This is a genomic window from Streptomyces sp. CA-181903 (assembly GCF_050937075.1).
Taxonomy (GTDB): domain Bacteria; phylum Actinomycetota; class Actinomycetes; order Streptomycetales; family Streptomycetaceae; genus Streptomyces.
On record NZ_JBNJLY010000001.1, the window covers coordinates 5,563,594 to 5,587,564 of the forward strand.

The window sequence follows — 23,971 nt, forward strand, 5'->3', positions numbered from 1 at the left end:
CCGTCGAAGGAAGCAGGAACGATGAGCAAGCTGCGCGTGGCGGTCATCGGCGCCAAGGGCCGCATCGGCTCCGAGGCCGTCCGGGCCGTCGAGGCCGCCGACGACATGGAACTGGTGGCCGCGCTGGGCCGGGGCGACGACCTGGAGGCCATGACGGCCGCCGGGGCCCAGGTCGCGGTCGAGCTGACGCACCCCGACTCCGTCATGGACAACCTGGAGTTCTGCGTCCGCAACGGCATCCACGCCGTCGTCGGCACCACCGGCTGGACGGAGGACCGCCTCGCGCGGCTCCGCTCCCTGCTCGACGACTCCCCGTCGACCGGCGTGCTCATCGCGCCCAACTTCTCCATCGGCGCCGTGCTGACCATGGCGTTCGCCCGGCAGGCCGCCCGGTTCTTCGAGTCGGTCGAGGTCGTCGAACTGCACCACCCGAACAAGGCGGACGCGCCCTCCGGCACCGCCACCCGCACCGCGCAGCTGATCGCCGCCGCACGGCGCGAGGCCGGCTGCCCGCCGCAGCCCGACGCCACCACCACGGCGCTGGACGGCGCGCGCGGCGCCGACGTCGACGGGGTGCCCGTGCACTCCGTCCGGCTGCGCGGCCTGCTGGCCCATCAGGAGGTGCTGCTCGGCGACATCGGCGAGACGCTCACCATCCGGCACGACTCGCTGCACCACAGCTGCTTCATGCCGGGCATCCTGCTGGGCGCCCGCCGCGTGCCGCAGAACCCGGGGCTGACCTTCGGCCTCGAACACTTCCTGGATCTGGGCTGATCGACGATGCGCGCGAAGATCGTCTACTTCGGGCTGGCCGCCGTCCTGGTCGTCTACTTCGTCCTGGTCGGCAGCCGCGGCGTGATGCTCATCGAGCAGGGCACGGCGATCACGGTCGCCTTCGGCATCGCCGTCCTGATCCTGCCGTTCATCGGCGCCTGGTTCCTCTACCAGACCACCAAGTTCGCGCGGGACGCCAACCGGCTGGCGCGCGAACTGGAGGCCGAGGGCGGACTGCCCGTCGACGAGCTGGAGCGGACCCCCAGCGGCCGGGTGGACCGGGACTCGGCGGACGCCGTCTTCGCCCGCCGCAGGGCCGAGACGGAGGCCGCCCCGGACGACTGGCGCAGCTGGTTCCGGCTCGCCGTGGCCTACCACGACGCGCGGGACACCCCGCGGGCCCGCAAGGCCATGCAGCGGGCCATCGCGCTGCACGACGGGAAGCCGGTGCGCGCGGCGCACTGAAACCCCCAGGGGTACGGAAAAGGGCCCGGTCGCCTTGTCGACCGGGCCCTTTTCGGGTGAACCGCCCTCAGCGGTTGGACGCCTGAGTGCTCTGCGAGTGGTGGGTGTTCTGCGGGCTGGTGTCCATCGCGGGCATGCCGAACAGAAGCGCTCCGGCCAGCCCGGCGGTGACCGTCAGCCCCATCAGCACCCGCCCGACGATCTGCGAGCGGCTGGCGCGCTGAGGAGGCGGCGTGACGTTGCTGCGATACCGCTCGGCTTCGGCGACGAAGGCGAACGGTACGGGCTCTCGCCGGCCAAACATGCTGGGCTCTCCTAGGAACCTTGAGGTGACTGTCACCCGTAAAGACGCTCGAACGCCCGATTTGGTGCCCGATTTCTGGGACGTCTGTGAAAAATCTCAACCGCCGGACATCTGGCGGGCGGACGCGGTCGGTGCCGTCGGTCCCGGGCCGCCGCCGACCCGGAAGGGGTGTGCCGCTCCGCAGCGCGGGAGCCCGGCCGAGGGACGGGCGCCCCGATGAGCCCCGGTGGCGGGTTGTCCGTATTGCGGGCTTTCGACCTCTTCATTTAGGCTGAATAAACGGACCCGGCACTGTTTGAACCCCCGAGCAGGCAGTGCCGGGATCCATTGCACACTCCCCGAGGGAGTACCTCACGGTGAGCAACGAGTAGCGTGGCCCCCATGGCTCCGATCTCCACACCGCAGACGCCCTTCGGACGGGTCCTGACCGCGATGGTCACCCCCTTCACCTCCGACGGCGCTCTCGACCTCGACGGCGCGCAGCGGCTCGCCGCCCACCTGGTCGACGCCGGCAACGACGGCCTCGTCGTCAACGGCACCACCGGCGAGTCGCCCACCACCAGCGACGCGGAGAAAGCGCAGCTCGTACGGGCGGTTGTGGAGGCCGTCGGCGACCGGGCGCACATCGTGGCCGGAGCCGGCACCAACGACACCCGGCACAGCGTCGAGCTGGCCCGCGCCGCCGAGCGGGCGGGCGCCCACGGCCTGCTGGCCGTCACCCCGTACTACAACAAGCCCCCCCAGGAGGGCCTGTACCGGCACTTCACCACGGTCGCGGACGCCACCGGCCTCCCGGTGATGCTCTACGACATCCCGGGCCGCAGCGGCACCGCGATCGAGACCGAGACGATGGTCCGGCTCGCCGAGCACCCCCGCATCGTCGCCAACAAGGACGCCAAGGGCGACCTGGGCGCGGCGAGCTGGGCCCTCAGCCGCAGCGGACTGGCCTGGTACTCCGGCGACGACATGCTGAACCTGCCGCTGCTGTCCGTCGGCGCGGTCGGCTTCGTCTCGGTGGTCGGCCACTTCGTCGCCCCCGAGCTGCGTGCCCTGCTGGAGGCCCACCTCGCCGGTGACGTCACCAAGGCGACGGCGATCCACCAGCGGCTGCTGCCGGTCTTCACCGGCGTCTTCCGGGCCCAGGGTGTGATCACCACCAAGCGGGCACTGGCCCTCCAGGGCCTGCCGGCCGGACCGCTGCGGCTGCCGCTGGTCGAGCTCGGCCCAGAGCAGACCGAACAGCTCAAGCGCGATCTGGCCGCCGGCGGGGTACAGCTCTAGAAGAGAGGGCGCGCCACCGTCCGCGCCACCGCGCGACGGGCCGCCCGCGGACTTCACAACTGAACAAGGTCGACAACCGAACACCGGTAACCCATAACTGCAAGTGCACGAATGTCACGCGCGCCATGTGTCCCCGGGACATGTGGCGTGCGTGGTGAGGAGAGTCTTTTGAGTCACCCGCACCCTGAACTCGGTCCCCCGCCGAAGCTCCCCGAGGGCGGCCTGCGCGTCACGCCGCTCGGCGGTCTCGGCGAGATCGGCCGCAACATGACGGTCTTCGAGTACGGCGGCCGTCTGCTGATCGTCGACTGCGGAGTGCTTTTCCCCGAGGAGGAGCAGCCCGGAGTCGATCTGATCCTGCCGGACTTCACGTCCATCCGGGACCGCCTGGACGACATCGAGGGCATCGTGCTCACGCACGGCCACGAGGACCACATCGGCGGCGTCCCCTACCTGCTCCGCGAGAAGCCGGACATCCCGCTGATCGGCTCGAAGCTGACCCTCGCGCTGATCGAGGCGAAGCTCCAGGAGCACCGGATCCGTCCGTACACCCTGGAGGTCGTCGAAGGCCACCGCGAGGCCATCGGCCCGTTCGACCTGGAGTTCGTGGCGGTCAACCACTCCATCCCGGACGCCCTGGCGGTCGCCATCCGCACCCCCGCCGGCATGGTGGTGCACACCGGCGACTTCAAGATGGACCAGCTCCCGCTGGACCGCCGCCTCACCGACCTGCCCGCGTTCGCGCGGCTCGGCGAGGAGGGCATCGACCTGCTGCTGGTGGACTCCACCAACGCCGAGGTCCCCGGCTTCGTCCCGCCCGAGCGCGACATCTCCAACGTGCTGCGGACGGTCTTCGCCGGCGCGCAGAAGCGCATCATCGTCGCCAGCTTCGCCAGCCATGTGCACCGCATCCAGCAGATCCTGGACGCCGCGCACGAGTACGGCCGCCGGGTGGCCTTCGTGGGCCGCTCGATGGTCCGCAACATGGGCATCGCCCGTGACCTGGGCTACCTCCGTGTCCCGGCCGGCCTGGTCGTCGACGTCAAGGCACTGGACGACCTGCCGGACGAGCAGGTCGTGCTGGTCTGCACCGGCTCCCAGGGCGAGCCGATGGCCGCGCTGTCCCGGATGGCCAACCGCGACCACCAGATCCGGATCGTCCAGGGCGACACCGTCATCCTGGCGTCGTCCCTCATCCCGGGCAACGAGAACGCGGTCTACCGCGTGATCAACGGCCTGACCCGCTGGGGCGCCAACGTCGTTCACAAGGGCAACGCCAAGGTCCACGTCTCCGGTCACGCCTCCGCGGGCGAGCTGCTGTACTTCTACAACATCTGCAAGCCGCGCAACCTGATGCCGGTGCACGGTGAATGGCGCCACCTGCGCGCCAACGCCGAGCTGGGCGCGCTCACCGGTGTGCCGAAGAACCACATCGTCATCGCCGAGGACGGCGTGGTCGTCGACCTGGTCGACGGCGCCGCGAAGATCGTCGGCAAGGTCCAGGCCGGATACGTGTACGTGGACGGCCTCTCGGTCGGCGACGTGACGGAGTCCTCCCTGAAGGACCGCCGCATCCTGGGCGACGAGGGCATCATCTCCGTCTTCGTGGTCGTCGACTCCACGACCGGCAAGGTCGTCAGCGGCCCGCAGATCCAGGCCCGCGGCTCCGGCATCGACGACGCGTCGTTCAACGCCGTGGTGCCCAAGATCGAGGAGTCGATCGCCAAGGCGGCCGCGGACGGCATCGCCGAGCCGCACCAGCTCCAGCAGCTGATCCGCCGCGCGGTGGGCCGCTGGGTCTCCGACCAGTACCGCCGGCGCCCGATGATCCTGCCCGTGGTCATCGAGGTCTGACGCACCTCCGGTTGACGCCTCGTCAGCCGCACGGACGGCCGCGCCCGCCTCGATTTGCATCCGGGCGCGGCCGTCCAGTACGTTTACGGCTCCACCGCGACGGGAACCCTGAAACGCTTCGGCGTGTGGGGGACAGCGTCAGGCGGTAGGAAAAACCGACCGAATCGGATCTGATAAAGTCGGAATCGCCGGAAAGCGAAAGCAAGAAGGCGAAACCCCCTCTCCAACGGGGATCGGATTTCGAATCCGGGCCGGAAACGGAACGGAAAACGGATCTGGTAAGGTTGGAAACACCGAAGGGAAGCGCCCGGAGGAAAGCCTGAGAGAGTCTCTCGGGTGAGTACAAAGGAAGCGTCCGTTCCTTGAGAACTCAACAGCGTGCCAAAAGTCAACGCCAGACTATAAAACAACCCCGTCCACGGATCCTTGTGGTCCTGGATGAGGTTCCTTTGAAAAACACAGCGAGGACGCTGTGAACGACCGGGCCTATTCCGCCTGGTCGTTCCGCTCAACGCGAGTGTCACCCGATTACGGGTAAACATTCACGGAGAGTTTGATCCTGGCTCAGGACGAACGCTGGCGGCGTGCTTAACACATGCAAGTCGAACGATGAACCTCCTTCGGGAGGGGATTAGTGGCGAACGGGTGAGTAACACGTGGGCAATCTGCCCTGCACTCTGGGACAAGCCCTGGAAACGGGGTCTAATACCGGATACGACTACTGAGCGCATGCTCGGTGGTGGAAAGCTCCGGCGGTGCAGGATGAGCCCGCGGCCTATCAGCTTGTTGGTGGGGTGATGGCCTACCAAGGCGACGACGGGTAGCCGGCCTGAGAGGGCGACCGGCCACACTGGGACTGAGACACGGCCCAGACTCCTACGGGAGGCAGCAGTGGGGAATATTGCACAATGGGCGAAAGCCTGATGCAGCGACGCCGCGTGAGGGATGACGGCCTTCGGGTTGTAAACCTCTTTCAGCAGGGAAGAAGCGAAAGTGACGGTACCTGCAGAAGAAGCGCCGGCTAACTACGTGCCAGCAGCCGCGGTAATACGTAGGGCGCAAGCGTTGTCCGGAATTATTGGGCGTAAAGAGCTCGTAGGCGGCTTGTCGCGTCGGATGTGAAAGCCCGGGGCTTAACCCCGGGTCTGCATTCGATACGGGCAGGCTAGAGTTCGGTAGGGGAGATCGGAATTCCTGGTGTAGCGGTGAAATGCGCAGATATCAGGAGGAACACCGGTGGCGAAGGCGGATCTCTGGGCCGATACTGACGCTGAGGAGCGAAAGCGTGGGGAGCGAACAGGATTAGATACCCTGGTAGTCCACGCCGTAAACGTTGGGAACTAGGTGTGGGCGACATTCCACGTCGTCCGTGCCGCAGCTAACGCATTAAGTTCCCCGCCTGGGGAGTACGGCCGCAAGGCTAAAACTCAAAGGAATTGACGGGGGCCCGCACAAGCAGCGGAGCATGTGGCTTAATTCGACGCAACGCGAAGAACCTTACCAAGGCTTGACATACACCGGAAAGCGCTAGAGATAGTGCCCCCCTTGTGGTCGGTGTACAGGTGGTGCATGGCTGTCGTCAGCTCGTGTCGTGAGATGTTGGGTTAAGTCCCGCAACGAGCGCAACCCTTGTTCTGTGTTGCCAGCATGCCTTTCGGGGTGATGGGGACTCACAGGAGACTGCCGGGGTCAACTCGGAGGAAGGTGGGGACGACGTCAAGTCATCATGCCCCTTATGTCTTGGGCTGCACACGTGCTACAATGGCCGGTACAATGAGCTGCGATACCGTGAGGTGGAGCGAATCTCAAAAAGCCGGTCTCAGTTCGGATTGGGGTCTGCAACTCGACCCCATGAAGTTGGAGTTGCTAGTAATCGCAGATCAGCATTGCTGCGGTGAATACGTTCCCGGGCCTTGTACACACCGCCCGTCACGTCACGAAAGTCGGTAACACCCGAAGCCGGTGGCCCAACCCTTGTGGAGGGAGCCGTCGAAGGTGGGACTGGCGATTGGGACGAAGTCGTAACAAGGTAGCCGTACCGGAAGGTGCGGCTGGATCACCTCCTTTCTAAGGAGCACATAGCCGACTACGAGCGAATGACTCGTACGGTTGCTCATGGGTGGAACGTTGACTATTCGGCACAGTTGCAAGGGACTTGTTAGTACTGCTTCGGCGTGGAACACAGGATCTGACGTGACTGGGTCGGGCACGCTGTTGGGTGTCTGAGGGTGCGAGCGTGAGCTTGTTGCCTTCGGTCCGGCCCCGGTGAAGCGCCAGCTTGTCTGGTGTGTGACGGGTGGCTGGTCGTTGTTTGAGAACTGCACAGTGGACGCGAGCATCTGTGGCCAAGTTTTTAAGGGCGCACGGTGGATGCCTTGGCACCAGGAACCGATGAAGGACGTGGGAGGCCGCGATAGGCCCCGGGGAGCTGTCAACCGAGCTGTGATCCGGGGGTGTCCGAATGGGGAAACCCGGCAGTCGTCATGGGCTGTCACCCGCTGCTGAACACATAGGCAGTGTGGAGGGAACGCGGGGAAGTGAAACATCTCAGTACCCGCAGGAAGAGAAAACAACCGTGATTCCGGGAGTAGTGGCGAGCGAAACCGGATGAGGCCAAACCTTCGACGTGTGATACCCGGCAGGGGTTGCGTCGTGGGGGTTGTGGGATCTCTCTTTCATAGTCTGCCGGCTGTGAGACGAGTCAGAAACCGTAGTGATAGGCGAAGGACATGCGAAAGGTCCGGCGTAGAGGGTAAGACCCCCGTAGCTGAAATCATTGCGGCTCGTTTGAGAGACACCCAAGTAGCACGGGGCCCGAGAAATCCCGTGTGAATCTGGCGGGACCACCCGCTAAGCCTAAATATTCCCTGGTGACCGATAGCGGATAGTACCGTGAGGGAATGGTGAAAAGTACCGCGGGAGCGGAGTGAAATAGTACCTGAAACCGTGTGCCTACAAGCCGTGGGAGCGTCGCGTTGCATGCTTGCATGCAACGTCGTGACTGCGTGCCTTTTGAAGAATGAGCCTGCGAGTTTGCGGTGTGTTGCGAGGTTAACCCGTGTGGGGAAGCCGTAGCGAAAGCGAGTCCGAATAGGGCGACCTGAGTAGCGCGCCCAAGACCCGAAGCGGAGTGATCTAGCCATGGGCAGGTTGAAGCGGAGGTAAGACTTCGTGGAGGACCGAACCCACCAGGGTTGAAAACCTGGGGGATGACCTGTGGTTAGGGGTGAAAGGCCAATCAAACTCCGTGATAGCTGGTTCTCCCCGAAATGCATTTAGGTGCAGCGTCGTGTGTTTCTTGCCGGAGGTAGAGCACTGGATAGGCGATGGGCCCTACCGGGTTACTGACCTTAGCCAAACTCCGAATGCCGGTAAGTGAGAGCGCGGCAGTGAGACTGTGGGGGATAAGCTCCATGGTCGAGAGGGAAACAGCCCAGAGCATCGACTAAGGCCCCTAAGCGTACGCTAAGTGGGAAAGGATGTGGAGTCGCAGAGACAACCAGGAGGTTGGCTTAGAAGCAGCCACCCTTGAAAGAGTGCGTAATAGCTCACTGGTCAAGTGATTCCGCGCCGACAATGTAGCGGGGCTCAAGCGTACCGCCGAAGTCGTGTCATTGCAGCATGAGGGCCAACGCCCGCTGTGATGGGTAGGGGAGCGTCGTGTGCCGGGTGAAGCAGCCGCGGAAGCGAGTTGTGGACGGTTCACGAGTGAGAATGCAGGCATGAGTAGCGATACACACGTGGGAAACGTGTGCGCCGATTGACTAAGGGTTCCTGGGTCAAGCTGATCTGCCCAGGGTAAGTCGGGACCTAAGGCGAGGCCGACAGGCGTAGTCGATGGACAACCGGTTGATATTCCGGTACCCGCTTTGAAACGCCCAATATCGAATCAGGCGATGCTAAGTCCGTGAAGCCGTTCCGGATCCTTCGGGTGATGGAAAGTGGTGGAGCCGACGACCCAGACTTGTAGTAGGTAAGCGATGGGGTGACGCAGGAAGGTAGTCCAGCCCGGGCGGTGGTTGTCCCGGGGTAAGGGTGTAGGGCGCTGTCTAGGCAAATCCGGACAGCATGAAGCCTGAGACCTGATGCCGAGCCGATTGTGGTGAAGTGGATGATCCTATGCTGTCGAGAAAAGCCTCTAGCGAGTTTCATGGCGGCCCGTACCCTAAACCGACTCAGGTGGTCAGGTAGAGAATACCGAGGCGTTCGGGTGAACTATGGTTAAGGAACTCGGCAAAATGCCCCCGTAACTTCGGGAGAAGGGGGCCATGTCCGGTGATGGGATTTACTCCTTGAGCTGGGTGTGGCCGCAGAGACCAGCGAGAAGCGACTGTTTACTAAAAACACAGGTCCGTGCGAAGCCGTAAGGCGATGTATACGGACTGACGCCTGCCCGGTGCTGGAACGTTAAGGGGACCGGTTAGCTCTGTTTCGACAGGGCGAAGCTGAGAACTTAAGCGCCAGTAAACGGCGGTGGTAACTATAACCATCCTAAGGTAGCGAAATTCCTTGTCGGGTAAGTTCCGACCTGCACGAATGGCGTAACGACTTCTCGACTGTCTCAACCATAGGCCCGGTGAAATTGCACTACGAGTAAAGATGCTCGTTTCGCGCAGCAGGACGGAAAGACCCCGGGACCTTTACTATAGCTTGATATTGGTGTTCGGTTCGGCTTGTGTAGGATAGGTGGGAGACTGTGAAGCATGCACGCCAGTGTGTGTGGAGTCGTCGTTGAAATACCACTCTGGTCGTGCTGGATGTCTAACCTGGGTCCGTGATCCGGATCAGGGACAGTGTCTGGTGGGTAGTTTAACTGGGGCGGTTGCCTCCTAAAGGGTAACGGAGGCGCCCAAAGGTTCCCTCAGCCTGGTTGGCAATCAGGTGTTGAGTGTAAGTGCACAAGGGAGCTTGACTGTGAGACCGACGGGTCGAGCAGGGACGAAAGTCGGGACTAGTGATCCGGCGGTGGCTTGTGGAAGCGCCGTCGCTCAACGGATAAAAGGTACCCCGGGGATAACAGGCTGATCTTCCCCAAGAGTCCATATCGACGGGATGGTTTGGCACCTCGATGTCGGCTCGTCGCATCCTGGGGCTGGAGTCGGTCCCAAGGGTTGGGCTGTTCGCCCATTAAAGCGGTACGCGAGCTGGGTTTAGAACGTCGTGAGACAGTTCGGTCCCTATCCGCTGTGCGCGTAGGAGTCTTGAGAAGGGCTGTCCCTAGTACGAGAGGACCGGGACGGACGAACCTCTGGTGTGCCAGTTGTTCTGCCAAGGGCATGGCTGGTTGGCTACGTTCGGGAGGGATAACCGCTGAAAGCATCTAAGCGGGAAGCCTGCTTCGAGATGAGGACTCCCACCCACTTGATGGGGTAAGGCTCCCAGTAGACGACTGGGTTGATAGGCCAGGTGTGGAAGACCGGTAACGGTTGGAGCTGACTGGTACTAATAGGCCGAGGGCTTGTCCTCAGTTGCTCGCGTCCACTGTGTTGGTTCTGAAACCACGAACAACCAAAGTGCCGGTTGTTGAAATTGTTTCATAGTGTTTCGGTGGTCATAGCGTTAGGGAAACGCCCGGTTACATTCCGAACCCGGAAGCTAAGCCTTTCAGCGCCGATGGTACTGCATGGGGGACCGTGTGGGAGAGTAGGACGCCGCCGAACTAAATTTCAGAAAAGCTCTGGTGTTTGAACCTCTGGTTCAGACACCAGAGCTTTTTTGTTTTCCCAAAAAAGTGCGGAGTGTCATGCCCGGTTAACGTCGCACCGCCATCCTGTGGAGGTATGGGCGCAGGGAGCACACAGACCACGGGAACAGGGACGGCGGACCTCCTGGCGGCGGCCGGCGTGGGCTTCGGTGACGAGGTGATCGTGCCCTCGTACGGCACCACCGAGATCGCGGACGCCGTACGGGCCCTCGGGGCCATACCGGTGTTCGCGGACATCGACGCCACGAGCTACTGCCTCGCGCCGGCCTCCGTCGCCGAGGCGATGACCGAGCGCACCGCCGCGATCGTCCCCATCGACCTCTTCGGACACCCCGCCGACGTGACGGCCCTCCAGGCCCTCGCCGGAGCACGGCCGTTGCCCGTCATCCCGCACATCGAACAGCGCCCCTCCGAGTCCGCGGGAGCGCTCCAGCGGCGCCGGTCCAACGCCGCCTACCTGGACGGCCGGCTGACCGGCGTGCTGACACCCCGTACCGCACCCGGTGCCGAGCACCGCTACCACTCCTACGTCGTCCGCGTCCCCGGCAACGGGCGGCCGGACCGCGACGCCTTCGCGCGGGCCCTGCGGGCGCGCGGCGTGCGGTGTTCCGTACCCGTCACCACACCCGTGCACCGAATGCCCGCGTACGCGCGGGACATGACGGACGCGCTCCGGGAGGTGCGCCTCCCCGAGACCGAGCGGGCCGCCGAGCAGTGCCTGGCCCTGCCCGTCGACGCCGGGATGACCCGCCGCGAACTGCACCATGTGGCGTCCGCCTGCAACGCGTTGGGCGGACTGCTGCCGTACGGTGTCGCCGCCTGAACCGGTATCGCCAGGTCGAAGACCGGGGCCGGCGCCCGGATGGTCAAAAGCACGTCCGAACATCCGGTATGCTTTATCTCGTTGCCGGCCCCAATAGCTCAGTCGGCAGAGCGTCTCCATGGTAAGGAGAAGGTCAACGGTTCGATTCCGTTTTGGGGCTCCATAAGAAAAGGCCCCCGCCTCACGGCGGGGGCCTTTTCCATACCCCGGAGGGCTCACTCCGTCGGCCGCTCCGGCATCCGCATGGCCAGGATCGCCATGTCGTCGGACGGCGGCTCGGCCGCGAAGCGCTCCACCGCGCGGAGGATGCGCGCCGACACCGCGCCCGCGTTGAGGCCCGTACAGGTCGCGAGGACGTCGGCGAGACCGTCGTCGCCCAGCATGCGCGAGCCCTCGCGGCGCTCGGTGACGCCGTCCGTGACGCACAGCAGCACGTCGCCCGGATCCAGGGTGACCGGCTGCTCGTACAGCTCCAGGTCCTCCATGACGCCCAGCAGCGGCTGCGGGTCGGCCGCCGGCTCGACCGTGCCGTCCGGGCGCAGTCGCAGGGGCAGCGGGTGGCCGGCGCAGACGACCTTGAGGAGGGCGCTGCCGTCCTCCTGTGGCCACAGCTCGCCGTACAGCAGGGTGAGGAAGCGGCTGCGGGCGCCCTCGTCCAGGATCGCCGCGTTGAGGCGCTCCAGGACCGCCGGGCCGCCGAAGCCCTCCCGGGCCAGCAGGCGCAGGGCGTGCCGGGCCAGGCCGGTGACGGCCGCGGCCTCCGGGCCGGTGCCGCAGACGTCGCCGATGGCGAAGCCGTACGCGCCGTCCCGGATCGGGAAGATGTCGTAGAAGTCGCCGCCGACCTCGTTGCCCTCGCCCGCCGCGCGGTAGATGACGTCCACCTCGACGCCCGGGACGTCCGGCAGGCCCGGCGGGAGCAGGCTGCGCTGGAGGCTCTGACTGATCGCCGTGCGCTCGCTGTAGAGGCGGGCGTTGTCCAGGGCCAGCGCGGCCCGGCGGGACAGGTCCTCGGCGAGCTCGACGATCTCCTGGCGGAAGTGGTCGTCGGTCGGCTTGCCGAGGGTGAGCATGCCGATCACGCGGTTGCGGGCCACCAGGGGCAGCACCACGGTCTCGCCGCCGACGGCCGCCGCCGTGGTGAGCGAGACGCCGGGGGCGGGTGAGGACTCCGGGACGTCGGTGAGCCCCACGCTCCGCAGCGAGCTGCGCAGCGCCTCCGAGTGCGCCGCCCGGGCGGGGGCCGTCCAGATGCGGGCGCCGGGGGTGGGGACCGGGTCCGGCGGGGCGACCTTGGCCAGCAGCGCCTTGAGGCCGTCGATGAGGTCCTCGTCCTCGTGCAGGACGTAGGAGAGCTCCGGCTCGGAGGACTGGTCGGCGATGGTGTAGACGGCGCACCAGGTGGCCAGGGTCGGGACGGTCATCTGGGCCATCAGGGCCAGCGTCTGGTCCCGGTCCAGGGTGCCGGCCAGCAGGTCGGACGCCTCGACGAGGAAGGACAGCGAGCCGCGGCGCAGCCGTTCGAGCTCGCCGAGGCGGGCGGACTCGACGGCGAGGGCGATCCGGTCGGCGGCGAACTGGAGCCGCAGCGCCTCCTCGTTGCCGTACCGGTGGGGGGCCTCGGCGGCGACGCCGAGCGAGCCGGTGAGGCGGCCCTCGACCTTGAGCGGGACGGTGACGACCGAGCGGAGGCCGGTGTCGGTGAGCAGCGGCACGGCCCCGGGACCGCGTTGAGGTCGTCGTGGACGGAGGGCAGCCGGGCGGAACCGTAGCGACCGGTGCCGGCCTCGACCGGGACGCGGGCGAAGCGCTGCCGGGCGGAGGGCAGGCCGGTGGAGGCCCGTACCTCCAGCTCGGTCTCGTCGTCGGTGGCGAGGAGGAGGTAGGCGGCGTCGCCGTCGAGCATGTCGCGGGCGCGTTCGACGGTGCGCTGGAGCAGGCCGTCGAGGTCGTCGGGGGCGGGGGAGCCGATGAAGACCTCGAAGGGGTCGGCGGCGGTGCCGCGGTCCGTCGAGGCGTCGGAGCCGGAGGAGCGCGGCGGGCTGGCGAGCACGGCCCGCTCCTCGTCGCGGACCAGCAGGCAGACCGTCGAAGGCGCGCCCTCGTTGTCGCGGACGCGCAGGTGGGAGGCGTAGACGGGGATGACGCGGCCGTCGGCGCCCCTTATCCCGTACGAGCCCTCCCAGCGGGAGAGGCGGAGGGCCTCGGCGATGCCGGTGGAGGTGCCGGGGGTGTGCGGCCAGGCGGCGAGGTCGGCGAGGGGCTTGCCGGTCACCTGGTCGGCGGTGTAGCCGAAGAGGTGCGCGGCGTCGTCGTTCCAGGCGTTGATGCCGCCGGTGCCGTCGATCTGGACGACCGCGACGCGGACCCGGGGTCGGCGACGGGGAGGGCCTCGACGGGCAGGGCGGGGCCGGCCGACCGGGTGCCGGCGGGGCGGTCGTCGAGGTCGAGGCGGAACCAGACCTTCTTCCGGGTGGCGCCGTATTCGACGCCCCAGCAGGCGGCGAGGGCGGTGCAGAGCATCAGCCCGCGGCCGCCCTCGCGGTCCACGCCGCCGAACTGGCGCGTGGGCGTCTGGAGCGGAAGCTCACGTTCGGGGTAGCGGTCGCTGACCTCGATGCGGATGCCCGCGTCCGTCCTGACGCAGAGGACGTCCGCGGAGGTGCCGGCGTGGACGACGGCGTTGGTGACCAGTTCGCTGGTGAGCACCACGGCGTCGTCGATGACGTCGGGGAACCCCCATCCCTGGAGGGTGTCCCGGACGAAGGCCCGGGCAGCGGCGACCGAACGCCCGACCGGCTCGAAGGTGGCGGCTGCCCGCGCGGTGATCACAGCACTCCCCATTGGCCTCTCATCGCTCCCCCGAGTCCTGTGCCCGATTCCCATGACGACGATTCGTCCGCCAGGCTAAACCGTCGGCAGAGGGGATGGGGAACGATGGGGGAAGGACGGGGAACGGGAGGGGGGAATCCCGTGGGGAATGCGGAGGTGTGGAAGGGGCCCGGAAGGAGCGGAACCGTACGCGCTTTCCCCTTGGAATGGCGGGGGTGCGGAAGCGGTCGGGGGCGGTGTGGTCTGCGGGGACGGCTTCTGGGTAGGGGGCGTATGGGGAAGAGGAAAGTGCCGTCGGTATGTGCGGTTCCGTCGAGGCTCCGGCAAGCGTGGGTCAGGTTTTCCTGTTCATCTTTAACGAGCTGTCCCGTCACCTGGTTACGCTCTGACGGGCAGCCGCTCCGGTGCGCTTGAGTGAAACACTGGGAAAGCTGGAAGCGAAAACCCCTACGAGGATCAGCGACCCTGCGGGAGGGCCACGGTGGAGTCTGGCGGAGCGACGCGAGGCACAAGCGCGCGCGCGAAGGGCGGACGTTCCCGGCCCCAGGGAACGACGGAGGTGGACAGCGCGGCGCTGCACCGCCTGCTGGGGGCGTTGGAGGCGATGCGGGACGGAAACTTCCGGCGCCGTCTGACGATCTCCGGTGACGGGATGATGTCCGAGATCGCGGCCGTCTTCAACGAGGTCGCGGACCGGAACCTCCAGCTCACCGGAGAGCTGGCACGGGTGCGGCGGGTCGTCGGGCGGGAGGGCAAACTCACCGAGCGGCTGGAGGTCGGCTCCTGCGAGGGGGCCTGGGCCGCGGCCATCGACGCCTCCAACGCCCTGGTCGACGATCTGGTGCGGCCGGTGTCCGAGGTCGGCCGGGTGCTGTCGGCGGTGGCCGAGGGCGACCTGGACCAGCGGATGGACCTGCGGTCGCACGCCGCGGACGGCTCCGCGCACCCGCTGCGCGGCGAGTTCCTCAAGGTGGGGCGGACCGTCAACGGGCTGGTGGACCAGCTCTCCGCGTTCACCGACGAGGTGACGCGGGTGGCCAGCGAGGTCGGCACCGAGGGCAAGCTGGGAGGCCAGGCGCGGGTGCGCGGGATGTCGGGTTCGTGGAAGGACCTCACGGACTCCGTCAACACCATGGCGTCGCGGCTCACCGCTCAGGTGCGTGACATCGCGCTGGTGACGACGGCGGTCGCCAAGGGTGATCTCTCCCGAAAGGTCACGGTGCACGTGGCCGGGGAGATGCTGGAGCTGAAGAACACCGTCAACACGATGGTGGACCAGCTGTCGTCCTTCGCCTCCGAGGTCACGCGGGTGGCCCGGGAGGTGGGCACCGAGGGCGAGCTCGGCGGACAGGCCCAGGTGCCCGGCGTCGCGGGCGTCTGGAAGGACCTCACCGACTCCGTCAACCTGATGGCCGGGAACCTCACCGCCCAGGTGCGCGGGATCGCCCAGGTCACCACCGCGGTCGCCAACGGCGACCTGTCGCAGAAGGTGACGGTGAGCGCGCGCGGCGAGATCGCGCAGCTCGCCGAGACCATCAACCAGATGACGGAGACGCTGCGCACGTTCGCCGACGAGGTGACGCGCGTGGCCAGTGAGATCGGCGCCGAGGGCCTGCTGGGCGGCCAGGCGCAGGTGCCGGGCGCGGCGGGGACGTGGAAGGACCTCACCGACTCCGTCAACACGGCGTTCCGGAATCTCACCGGGCAGGTGCGTGACATCGCGCAGGTGACGACGGCGGTCGCCAACGGCGATCTGGGCCAGAAGGTCACGGTCGACGTCTCGGGCGAGATGCTGGAGCTCAAGAACACCGTCAACACCATGGTCGATCAGCTCCAGTCCTTCAGTGGCGAAGTGACGCGCGTGGCGCGGGAGATCGGCGTCGAGGGCGAGCTCGGCGGCCAGGCGCAGGTGCCGGGCGCGGCCGGGACGTGGAAAGACCTCACCGACTCCGTCAACACGGCGTTCCGCAACCTGACCGGGCAGGTGCGCAACATCGCGCAGGTGACCACGGCCGTCGCCAACGGCGACCTCGGGCAGAAGGTCACCGTCGAAGTGTCCGGCGAGATGCTGCAGTTGAAGAACACCGTCAACACGATGGTGGACCAGCTGTCGTCGTTCGCGGACCAGGTGACCCGGATGGCGCGGGACGTGGGCACCGAGGGACGCCTCGGCGGGCAGGCGCGGGTGGACGGGGTCAGCGGCACCTGGAAGGAGCTGACCGACTCCGTCAACTTCATGGCGGGCAATCTCACCTCCCAGGTGCGGCAGATCGCCCAGGTGACCACGGCCGTGGCGCGCGGTGACCTCTCCCAGAAGATCGACGTCGACGCGCGCGGCGAGATCCTGGAGCTCAAGAACACCATCAACACCATGGTCGATCAGCTCTCGGCCTTCGCCGACCAGGTCACGCGGGTGGCCCGGGAGGTCGGTACGGAGGGCCGGCTCGGGGGCCAGGCGCAGGTGCCGGGCGTCGCGGGCGTCTGGCGGGACCTCACCGACTCCGTCAACGGCATGGCCGGCAACCTGACCGCGCAGGTGCGCAACATCGCCCAGGTCGCGACGGCGGTGGCGCGCGGCGACCTGTCGCAGAAGATCGACGTGGACGCGCGCGGCGAGATCCTGGAGCTCAAGAACACCCTCAACACGATGGTGGACCAGCTCTCCTCGTTCGCCGAGCAGGTGACCCGGGTGGCCCGGGAGGTCGGCACCGAGGGCATCCTGGGCGGCCAGGCCGAGGTGAAGGGCGTCTCGGGTACCTGGAAGGACCTCACCCAGTCCGTCAACTTCATGGCCAACAACCTGACGTCCCAGGTGCGGAACATCGCCGAGGTGACGACGGCGGTGGCCATGGGCGACCTCTCGAAGAAGATCACGGTCGACGCCAAGGGCGAGATCCTGGAGCTGGTCACCACGGTGAACACCATGGTCGACCAGCTGTCGGACTTCGCCGAGCAGGTGACGCGGGTGGCTCGCGAGGTCGGCACCGAGGGGCAGCTGGGCGGCCAGGCGCGGGTCCGTGACGTGACCGGCATCTGGAAGGACCTCACCGACAACGTCAACCTGATGGCCAACAACCTGACCAGTCAGGTGCGCAACATCTCCCAGGTGGCCGGCGCGGTCGCCAACGGTGACCTCACCAAGAAGATCACCGTGGAGGCGCGCGGCGAGGTGGCGCAGCTCGCCGACACCGTCAACACCATGGTGACCACGCTGTCGTCGTTCGCCGACGAGGTGACGCGGGTGGCGCGGGAGGTCGGCACGGAGGGCCGGCTCGGCGGCCAGGCGCGGGTGCCGGGCGTCAGCGGCACCTGGAAGGACCTCACCGAGTCGGTGAACTCGATGGCCTCCAACCTCACCGGCCAGGTCCGCAACATCGCGATGGTCACCACGGCCATCGCCCAGGGCGACCTCACCAAGAAGATCGACATCGACGCCCGGGGGGAGATCCTCCAGCTGAAGACGACCATCAACACGATGGTCGACCAGCTGTCCTCGTTCGCCGACCAGGTCACGCGGGTGGCCCGGGAGGTGGGCACGGAGGGGCAGCTCGGCGGGCAGGCACGGGTCCGCGACGTGGACGGCACCTGGCGCGACCTCACCGAGTCCGTCAACGAGATGGCCGGGAACCTGACCCGGCAGGTCCGCGCGATCGCCAAGGTGGCGACGGCGGTGACCCGCGGCGACCTCGACATGCGGATCAACGTGGACGCGGCCGGCGAGATCCTGGAGCTCCAGGACAACATCAACACGATGATCGTCAATCTGCGCTCGACCACCCTGGCCAACAAGGAGCAGGACTGGCTGAAGGGCAACCTGGCCCGGATCTCCGGCCTGATGCAGGGCCGCCGGGACCTGGAGGACGTCGCGCAGCTCATCATGAGCGAGCTGACGCCCGTCGTGGACGCCCAGCACGGCGCCTTCTTCCTGGCGATGCCGGCGGCCGAGGGGGAGAGCGGCGAGGACGCGTACGAGCTGCGGATGCTCGGCGCGTACGGCTACTCGATGGGCTCGATGCCGACCTCCTTCCGGCCCGGCCAGTCCCTGATCGGCACCGCGGCCAAGGAGAAGCGCACGATCCTGGTGGAGAACGTGCCCTCCGGCTATCTGAAGATCGCGTCCGGGCTGGGGGAGGCGCCGCCCGCCCATGTGATCGTGCTGCCGGTGCTGTTCGAGGGGCAGGTGCTCGGTGTCATCGAGCTGGCCTCGTTCAAGCGGTTCACGCAGATCCAGCGGGACTTCCTCAGCCAGATCGCCGAGATGATCGGCACCAGCGTCAACACCATCAGCGTCAACACCAAGACGGAGATGCTGCTCAGGCAGTCGCAGGAGCTCACCGAGCAGCTGCGTGAGCGGTCGGCGGAGCTGGAGAACCGGCAGAAGGCGCTGGAGATCTCCAACGCCGAGCTGGAGGAGAAGTCCGACCGGCTGGCCCGGCAGAACCGGGACATCGAGGTCAAGAACACGGAGATCGAGGAGGCTCGGCAGGTGCTGGAGGAGCGGGCCGAGCAGCTCGCCGTCTCCATGCGCTACAAGTCCGAGTTCCTGGCCAACATGTCGCACGAGCTGCGCACCCCGCTCAACTCGCTGCTGATCCTGGCCAAGTTGCTGGCGGACAACGCGGAGGGCAACCTCTCGCCGAAGCAGGTGGAGTTCGCCCACACCATCCACGGGGCCGGCTCCGACCTCCTCCAGTTGATCAACGACATCCTCGACCTGTCGAAGGTCGAGGCGGGCAAGATGGACGTCAGCCCGACGCGGATCGCCCTGGTGCAGCTCGTCGACTATGTGGAGGCCACCTTCCGGCCGCTGACCGCGGAGAAGGGTCTCGACTTCTCGGTCCGGGTCTCGCCGGAGCTGCCGGCCACCCTGCACACGGACGAGCAGCGCCTCCTCCAGGTGCTGCGCAACCTGCTGTCGAACGCGGTCAAGTTCACCGACACCGGCGCTGTCGAACTGGTCATCAGGCCGGCCGGCGCGGACGTCCCGGACTCGATCCGCGAGCAGTTGCTGGAGGCGGGGGCGCTGCGCGACCCGGACGGCGAGTTGATCGCCTTCTCGGTGACGGACACCGGCATCGGCATCGCCGCGAGCAAGATGCGCGTGATCTTCGAGGCGTTCAAGCAGGCCGACGGCACGACCAGCCGCAAGTACGGCGGCACCGGGCTCGGCCTGTCGATCAGCCGGGAGATCGCCCGGCTGCTGGGCGGCGAGATCCACGCGGCGAGCGAGCCGGGCCGGGGGTCCACGTTCACCCTCTACCTCCCGCTCGACGCGGCCGAACCGGCGGACGAGGGCTTCCCGCAGCTGCCAGGCGGGGAGAGCGCCGAGCAGCGGGCCCTGCCGCCGGGCGGCGGGCCGGCCGCGGAGCGGCACGGCGGCGAGCCGCCGGCGCGCGGTGCGGCCGGGCTGTTCCTGCGCCGCCGGCGGGCCGCGCAGGCGGCGGCCGTCCAGGGTGCCGGGGCGGCGGCGTCTTCCGGGACGGGTCCGACGGGCGGCGGGGGCGTGCCGCAGCAGCCGGCGCCGGCCGCGCCGCACGACGAGTGGGCCGAGGACGGCCGTACGGCGGAGACCCCCGGGTTCACCGGCTCGTTCCACGGTGAGAAGGTGCTGATCGTCGACGACGACATCCGCAACGTCTTCGCCCTCACCAGCGTGCTGGAGCAGCACGGGCTGACGGTGCTCTACGCGGAGAACGGGCGTGAGGGCATCGAGGTGCTGGAGCAGCACGACGACGTGGTGGTGGTGCTGATGGACATCATGATGCCGGAGATGGACGGTTACGCGACCACGGCGGCGATCCGCAAGATGCCGCAGTTCGCCGAGCTGCCGATCATCGCGCTGACCGCGAAGGCGATGAAGGGCGACCGGGAGAAGAGCATCGATGCCGGGGCTTCCGACTATGTCACCAAGCCGGTCGATACTGATCAACTGCTGACGGTGATGAAGCAGTGGATGAGCGCAGAGTGACGATCTCCGGATCGAAGCTTCCTGCTTTGCTGACCGGGAGTGGCCGACGAGGTGTGGGACCGCGGCATTCCGGGAACTTTCACGTCCCGTGCCGCGTTTCCGCTACGTGCACAGTGACATCGCGGTGACAGGGTGTGGTGACAGGCGGGGTGCGGCTACCATGACCGGCACAAGGACGGGCGGCGCAAGGGAGTCGTCCCCTGGGGCGGCGCCCGGTGCACTTCCGGGGCGAGGAGGACGGGCCATGGTGCAGAAGGCCAAGATCCTCCTGGTCGATGACCGGCCGGAAAATCTGCTGGCGCTGGAGGCCATCCTCTCGGCGCTCGATCAGACACTGGTGCGGGCATCGTCAGGGGAGGAGGCGCTCAAGGCGCTGCTGACGGACGACTTCGCGGTGATCCTGCTGGACGTCCAGATGCCGGGCATGGACGGCTTCGAGACCGCGGCGCACATCAAGCGCCGGGAGCGGACGCGGGACATCCCGATCATCTTCCTCACGGCCATCAACCACGGCCCGCACCACACCTTCCGCGGCTACGCGGCCGGTGCGGTGGACTACATCTCCAAGCCGTTCGACCCCTGGGTGCTGCGCGCGAAGGTCTCGGTCTTCGTCGAGCTGTACATGAAGAACTGCCAGCTCCGGGAGCAGGCCGCCCTGCTGCGCCTCCAGATGGAGAACGGCCAGGGCGCCGCCCGCCCCGCCGTCGGCGAACCCCCGGAGACCGCCGGACTGCTCGCCGAGCTCTCCGCGCGGCTCGCCGCCGTCGAGGAGCAGGCCGAGGCGCTCTCCAAACAGCTGGACGAGACGGCCGACGCCGCGGCGGTCGCCACCGCCGCCCACCTGGAGCGCAAGCTCAACGGCCTGCGGCGGGCCCTGGACGCCCTGGAGCCCGGCACGGGCAGTAACGTGCCGCCGGTGGCCTCGCAGAGCTGACGGCCGGTGGCCGGAAGTCGCCTGACGGCATGTCAGCCGTGTCCGTGCGCGGCCGTGACACGAACGGACGAACGGCCGGGCCCACGTGTCCCGTCCGCCCGGCGACGGTAACCTCGGCACCATGGCCTCACGTACGTCCGGCAAGGGTTCCCAGAGCACGGCGGGCACCAGGCAGCGCACCGGACGCGCCGGGGGAGCCGCCAAGCCGTCCGCCAAGAAGAGCGCGGCGAAGCCCGTCCAGAAGCGGCCCGCGGCCCGGCCGGCGCGCAAGGCGCCCGCCAGGAAGGCGGCGCCGCCCCGCCCGTCCATGGCCGGCCGTGCCGGCCGCGGCCTGGCGCACGGCGTCGGCGCCCTCTTCCGGGGCGTCGGGCGCGGCGCCCGCAGCCTCGACCCCGCGCACCGCAAGGACGGCGCCGCGCTGCTCCTCCTCGGCCTGGCCCTGATCGTCGCCGCGGGCACCTGGTCGGGGCTGGAGGGGCCGGTGGGCGAGCTGGTGCGGATGCTGGTCACCGGCGCGTTCGGACGGCTCGACCTGGTCGTGCCGATACTCCTGGGCATCGTGGCGATCCGGCTGTTCCGCCACCCCGAGCGGCCCGAGGCCAACGGACGGATCGTCATCGGTCTGTCGGCGCTGGTCCTCGGTGTGCTCGGCCAGGTCCACGTGGCCTGCGGGACGCCCGGCCGCGGCGAGGGGTCGCAGGCCCTGCAGGACGCCGGCGGGCTCATCGGCTGGGCCGCCTCCAAGCCCCTGGTCTTCACCGTCGGTGACGTCCTCGCCGTACCGCTGCTGGTGCTGCTCACCGTTTTCGGCCTGCTGGTCGTCACCGCCACGCCCGTCAACGCCATCCCCCGGCGGCTGCGGCAGCTCGGCATACGGCTCGGGGTGATCGAGCCGCTGCCCGGCGAGTACGCGGTTCCCGCGGAGGACGAGTACGACGCCGAGTGGCGTGAGGCGCCGCCCAAGCGCCCCCGCCGCGCCGCCGCGAGCCGGTCCGCCGCGGAGGCGGACGGCGTCGAGGCCGCCGAGGAGGCCGCGTTGGAGGGGCGCAAGCGCGCCCGGAAGACGCCCGCCAGGAAGTCCGGCCCGGACGCCGTGGACCTCGCGGCGGCCGCCGCCGTGGACCTGGACGGCGCGGTGCTGCACGGCGTCCAGCCCTCACCGCTCGTCGCCGGGCTCAGCAGCGGCATCCGGCAGGACGCCGAGCGGACGCTCCCCGTGCCCTCCGGCCGGAGCGACACCGCGCCCACCGTGGCCGTCCCCGACCTCACCAAGCCCGCCCCCGAGCCGCCCGCCGGCCTCCCCCCGCGCGCGGAGCAGCTCCAGCTCGCCGGGGACATCACCTACGCCCTGCCCTCCCTCGACCTGCTGGAGCGCGGCGGGCCGGGCAAGGCGCGCAGCGCCGCCAACGACGCCATAGTGGCCGCCCTGACCACGGTCTTCGCGGAGTTCAAGGTCGACGCGGCCGTCACCGGCTTCACCCGCGGCCCGACGGTCACCCGGTACGAGGTCGAGCTCGGCCCCGCGGTCAAGGTCGAGCGCATCACCGCCCTCACCAAGAACATCGCCTACGCCGTGGCCAGCCCGGACGTCCGGATCATCAGCCCCATCCCCGGCAAGTCCGCCGTCGGCATCGAGATCCCCAACACTGACCGCGAGATGGTCAACCTGGGCGACGTGCTGCGGCTCGCGGAGGCGGCCGGCGACGACCACCCGATGCTCGTGGCGCTCGGCAAGGACGTCGAGGGCGGCTATGTGATGGCCAATCTGACGAAGATGCCGCACGTCCTGGTCGCCGGTGCCACCGGCTCCGGCAAGTCGTCCTGCATCAACTGCCTCATCACCTCGCTGATGGCCCGGGCCACCCCGGAAGAGGTCCGGATGGTGCTGGTCGACCCCAAGCGCGTCGAACTGACCGCCTACGAGGGCATCCCGCACCTCATCACGCCGATCATCACCAACCCCAAGCGGGCGGCCGAGGCCCTGCAGTGGGTCGTCCGCGAGATGGACCTGCGCTACGACGACCTGGCCGCCTACGGCTTCCGGCACATCGACGACTTCAACGCCGCGGTGCGCGAGGGCAGGCTGACCCCGCCGGAGGGCAGCGGACGGGAGCTGTCGCCGTACCCGTACCTGCTGGTCATCGTGGACGAGCTCGCCGACCTGATGATGGTGGCGCCGCGCGACGTCGAGGACTCCATCGTCCGGATCACCCAGCTCGCGCGGGCCGCCGGCATCCACCTGGTGCTGGCCACCCAGCGGCCGTCCGTGGACGTCGTCACCGGCCTCATCAAGGCCAACGTCCCCTCCCGCCTCGCCTTCGCCACCTCGTCGCTCGCCGACAGCCGCGTCATCCTCGACCAGCCCGGCGCCGAGAAGCTGATCGGCAAGGGTGACGGCCTCTTCCTGCCGATGGGCGCCAACAAGCCGGTCCGCCTCCAGGGCGCCTTCGTCAGCGAGGCCGAGGTCGCCGCCGTCGTCAAGCACTGCAAGGACCAGATGGCCCCGGTCTTCCGGGACGACGTGACGGTCGGCTCCGCCCGGAAGAAGGAGATCGACGAGGACATCGGCGACGACCTCGACCTGCTGTGCCAGGCGGCCGAGCTGGTGGTCTCCACCCAGTTCGGCTCCACCTCCATGCTGCAGCGGAAACTGCGTGTGGGATTCGCCAAGGCGGGCAGACTCATGGACCTGATGGAGTCGCGCAACATCGTGGGCCCGAGCGAGGGGTCGAAGGCCCGGGACGTGCTCGTCAAGCCGGACGAGCTGGACGGAGTCCTCGCACTGATCCGCGGGGAGACCGCGGGCTGACGGACGCCCGGGGCGGGCGCGCCGCCCCGGACCGGCCCCTCTCCCCGGGGCGTGCCCGGCGTTCCCCGGGGCCCGCGCGGCGCCTGCGGGAAGGAGGGACGATGTGCCACGGCCGGTACGGCAGAGCCGCCTGATACCCGGGTCTTCTGATGGCCTACAAAGACCGGCTTCCCGCTTGCCGGACCCTTTTGCGTCCCCCCTAGACTGAACTTCCAGCAGGTGG

At 67.9% G+C, this 23,971-nt stretch carries 9 protein-coding genes, 1 tRNA gene, 3 rRNA genes and 1 pseudogene; 12 read left to right on the top strand and 2 right to left on the bottom strand.

Features of this window, described 5'->3' with window-relative positions:
* Window positions 1–21: 21 nt before the first annotated feature.
* On the top strand, window positions 22–774 hold the full coding sequence (dapB, locus tag ACQEVS_RS24940; protein WP_433023710.1) for a 4-hydroxy-tetrahydrodipicolinate reductase: 753 nt from the start codon (window positions 22–24) through the stop codon (window positions 772–774).
* A 6-nt stretch (window positions 775–780) separates the two neighbouring features.
* Window positions 781–1,239 (top strand): hypothetical protein, encoded by a 459-nt coding sequence (locus ACQEVS_RS24945; RefSeq protein ID WP_351509957.1) that lies wholly within the window; start codon window positions 781–783, stop codon window positions 1,237–1,239.
* A gap of 67 nt (window positions 1,240–1,306) precedes the next feature.
* On the opposite strand, the gene ACQEVS_RS24950 is transcribed toward ACQEVS_RS24945, so the two are convergent.
* Window positions 1,307–1,543: a hypothetical protein gene (locus ACQEVS_RS24950; protein ID WP_433023712.1), complete on the bottom strand. Its 237-nt coding sequence runs from the start codon at window positions 1,541–1,543 to the stop codon at window positions 1,307–1,309.
* A gap of 381 nt (window positions 1,544–1,924) precedes the next feature.
* On the opposite strand from ACQEVS_RS24950, the gene dapA reads away from it, so the two are divergent.
* The 7 genes from dapA (at window position 1,925) to ACQEVS_RS24985 (ending at window position 11,368) form a co-directional block, all read left to right on the top strand.
* On the top strand, window positions 1,925–2,824 hold the full coding sequence (gene dapA / locus ACQEVS_RS24955; RefSeq protein WP_433023714.1) for a 4-hydroxy-tetrahydrodipicolinate synthase: 900 nt from the start codon (window positions 1,925–1,927) through the stop codon (window positions 2,822–2,824).
* Window positions 2,825–2,992: 168 nt separating this feature from the next.
* Window positions 2,993–4,678 (top strand): ribonuclease J, encoded by a 1,686-nt coding sequence (locus ACQEVS_RS24960; RefSeq protein WP_433023716.1) that lies wholly within the window; start codon window positions 2,993–2,995, stop codon window positions 4,676–4,678.
* Window positions 4,679–5,219: 541 nt separating this feature from the next.
* Window positions 5,220–6,745, top strand: a 16S ribosomal RNA gene (locus ACQEVS_RS24965).
* Between the two features lie 276 nt (window positions 6,746–7,021).
* A 23S ribosomal RNA gene (locus tag ACQEVS_RS24970) occupies window positions 7,022–10,144 on the top strand.
* Between the two features lie 77 nt (window positions 10,145–10,221).
* Window positions 10,222–10,338, top strand: a 5S ribosomal RNA gene (rrf, locus tag ACQEVS_RS24975).
* The 16S, 23S and 5S rRNA genes sit together here, the layout of an rRNA operon.
* A gap of 120 nt (window positions 10,339–10,458) precedes the next feature.
* The gene (locus ACQEVS_RS24980; protein WP_433023718.1) at window positions 10,459–11,205 is read left to right on the top strand and encodes a DegT/DnrJ/EryC1/StrS family aminotransferase; all 747 of its coding nucleotides are present in this window, start codon (window positions 10,459–10,461) and stop codon (window positions 11,203–11,205) included.
* Between the two features lie 87 nt (window positions 11,206–11,292).
* A tRNA-Thr gene (locus ACQEVS_RS24985) sits at window positions 11,293–11,368 on the top strand.
* A gap of 52 nt (window positions 11,369–11,420) precedes the next feature.
* Here ACQEVS_RS24985 and ACQEVS_RS24990 read toward each other — a convergent pair.
* Window positions 11,421–14,049: pseudogene (locus ACQEVS_RS24990) on the bottom strand (SpoIIE family protein phosphatase).
* 469 nt (window positions 14,050–14,518) lie between these two features.
* Here ACQEVS_RS24990 and ACQEVS_RS24995 point away from each other — a divergent pair.
* From ACQEVS_RS24995 to ACQEVS_RS25005, 3 genes are all read left to right on the top strand, one after another.
* Window positions 14,519–20,005, top strand: a complete 5,487-nt coding sequence (locus tag ACQEVS_RS24995) for a HAMP domain-containing protein (RefSeq protein WP_433023720.1) — start codon at window positions 14,519–14,521, stop codon at window positions 20,003–20,005.
* Window positions 20,006–20,249: 244 nt separating this feature from the next.
* Window positions 20,250–20,939, top strand: a complete 690-nt coding sequence (locus tag ACQEVS_RS25000) for a response regulator (RefSeq protein ID WP_433023722.1) — start codon at window positions 20,250–20,252, stop codon at window positions 20,937–20,939.
* 121 nt (window positions 20,940–21,060) lie between these two features.
* The gene (locus ACQEVS_RS25005; protein WP_433023724.1) at window positions 21,061–23,748 is read left to right on the top strand and encodes a DNA translocase FtsK; all 2,688 of its coding nucleotides are present in this window, start codon (window positions 21,061–21,063) and stop codon (window positions 23,746–23,748) included.
* The last annotated feature ends 223 nt before the right edge of the window (window positions 23,749–23,971 follow it).

Excerpts from the sequence above, each read along its gene's own strand:
- ACQEVS_RS24980 (WP_433023718.1), top strand. The coding sequence starts at position 10,459 with ATGGGCGCAGGGAGCACACAGACCACGGGAACAGGGACGGCGGACCTC.
- dapB (WP_433023710.1), top strand. The coding sequence starts at position 22 with ATGAGCAAGCTGCGCGTGGCGGTCATCGGCGCCAAGGGCCGCATCGGC.
- ACQEVS_RS25000 (WP_433023722.1), top strand. The coding sequence starts at position 20,250 with ATGGTGCAGAAGGCCAAGATCCTCCTGGTCGATGACCGGCCGGAAAAT.
- dapA (WP_433023714.1), top strand. The coding sequence starts at position 1,925 with ATGGCTCCGATCTCCACACCGCAGACGCCCTTCGGACGGGTCCTGACC.
- ACQEVS_RS25005 (WP_433023724.1), top strand. The coding sequence starts at position 21,061 with ATGGCCTCACGTACGTCCGGCAAGGGTTCCCAGAGCACGGCGGGCACC.
- ACQEVS_RS24945 (WP_351509957.1), top strand. The coding sequence starts at position 781 with ATGCGCGCGAAGATCGTCTACTTCGGGCTGGCCGCCGTCCTGGTCGTC.
- ACQEVS_RS24950 (WP_433023712.1), bottom strand. The coding sequence starts at position 1,543 with ATGTTTGGCCGGCGAGAGCCCGTACCGTTCGCCTTCGTCGCCGAAGCC.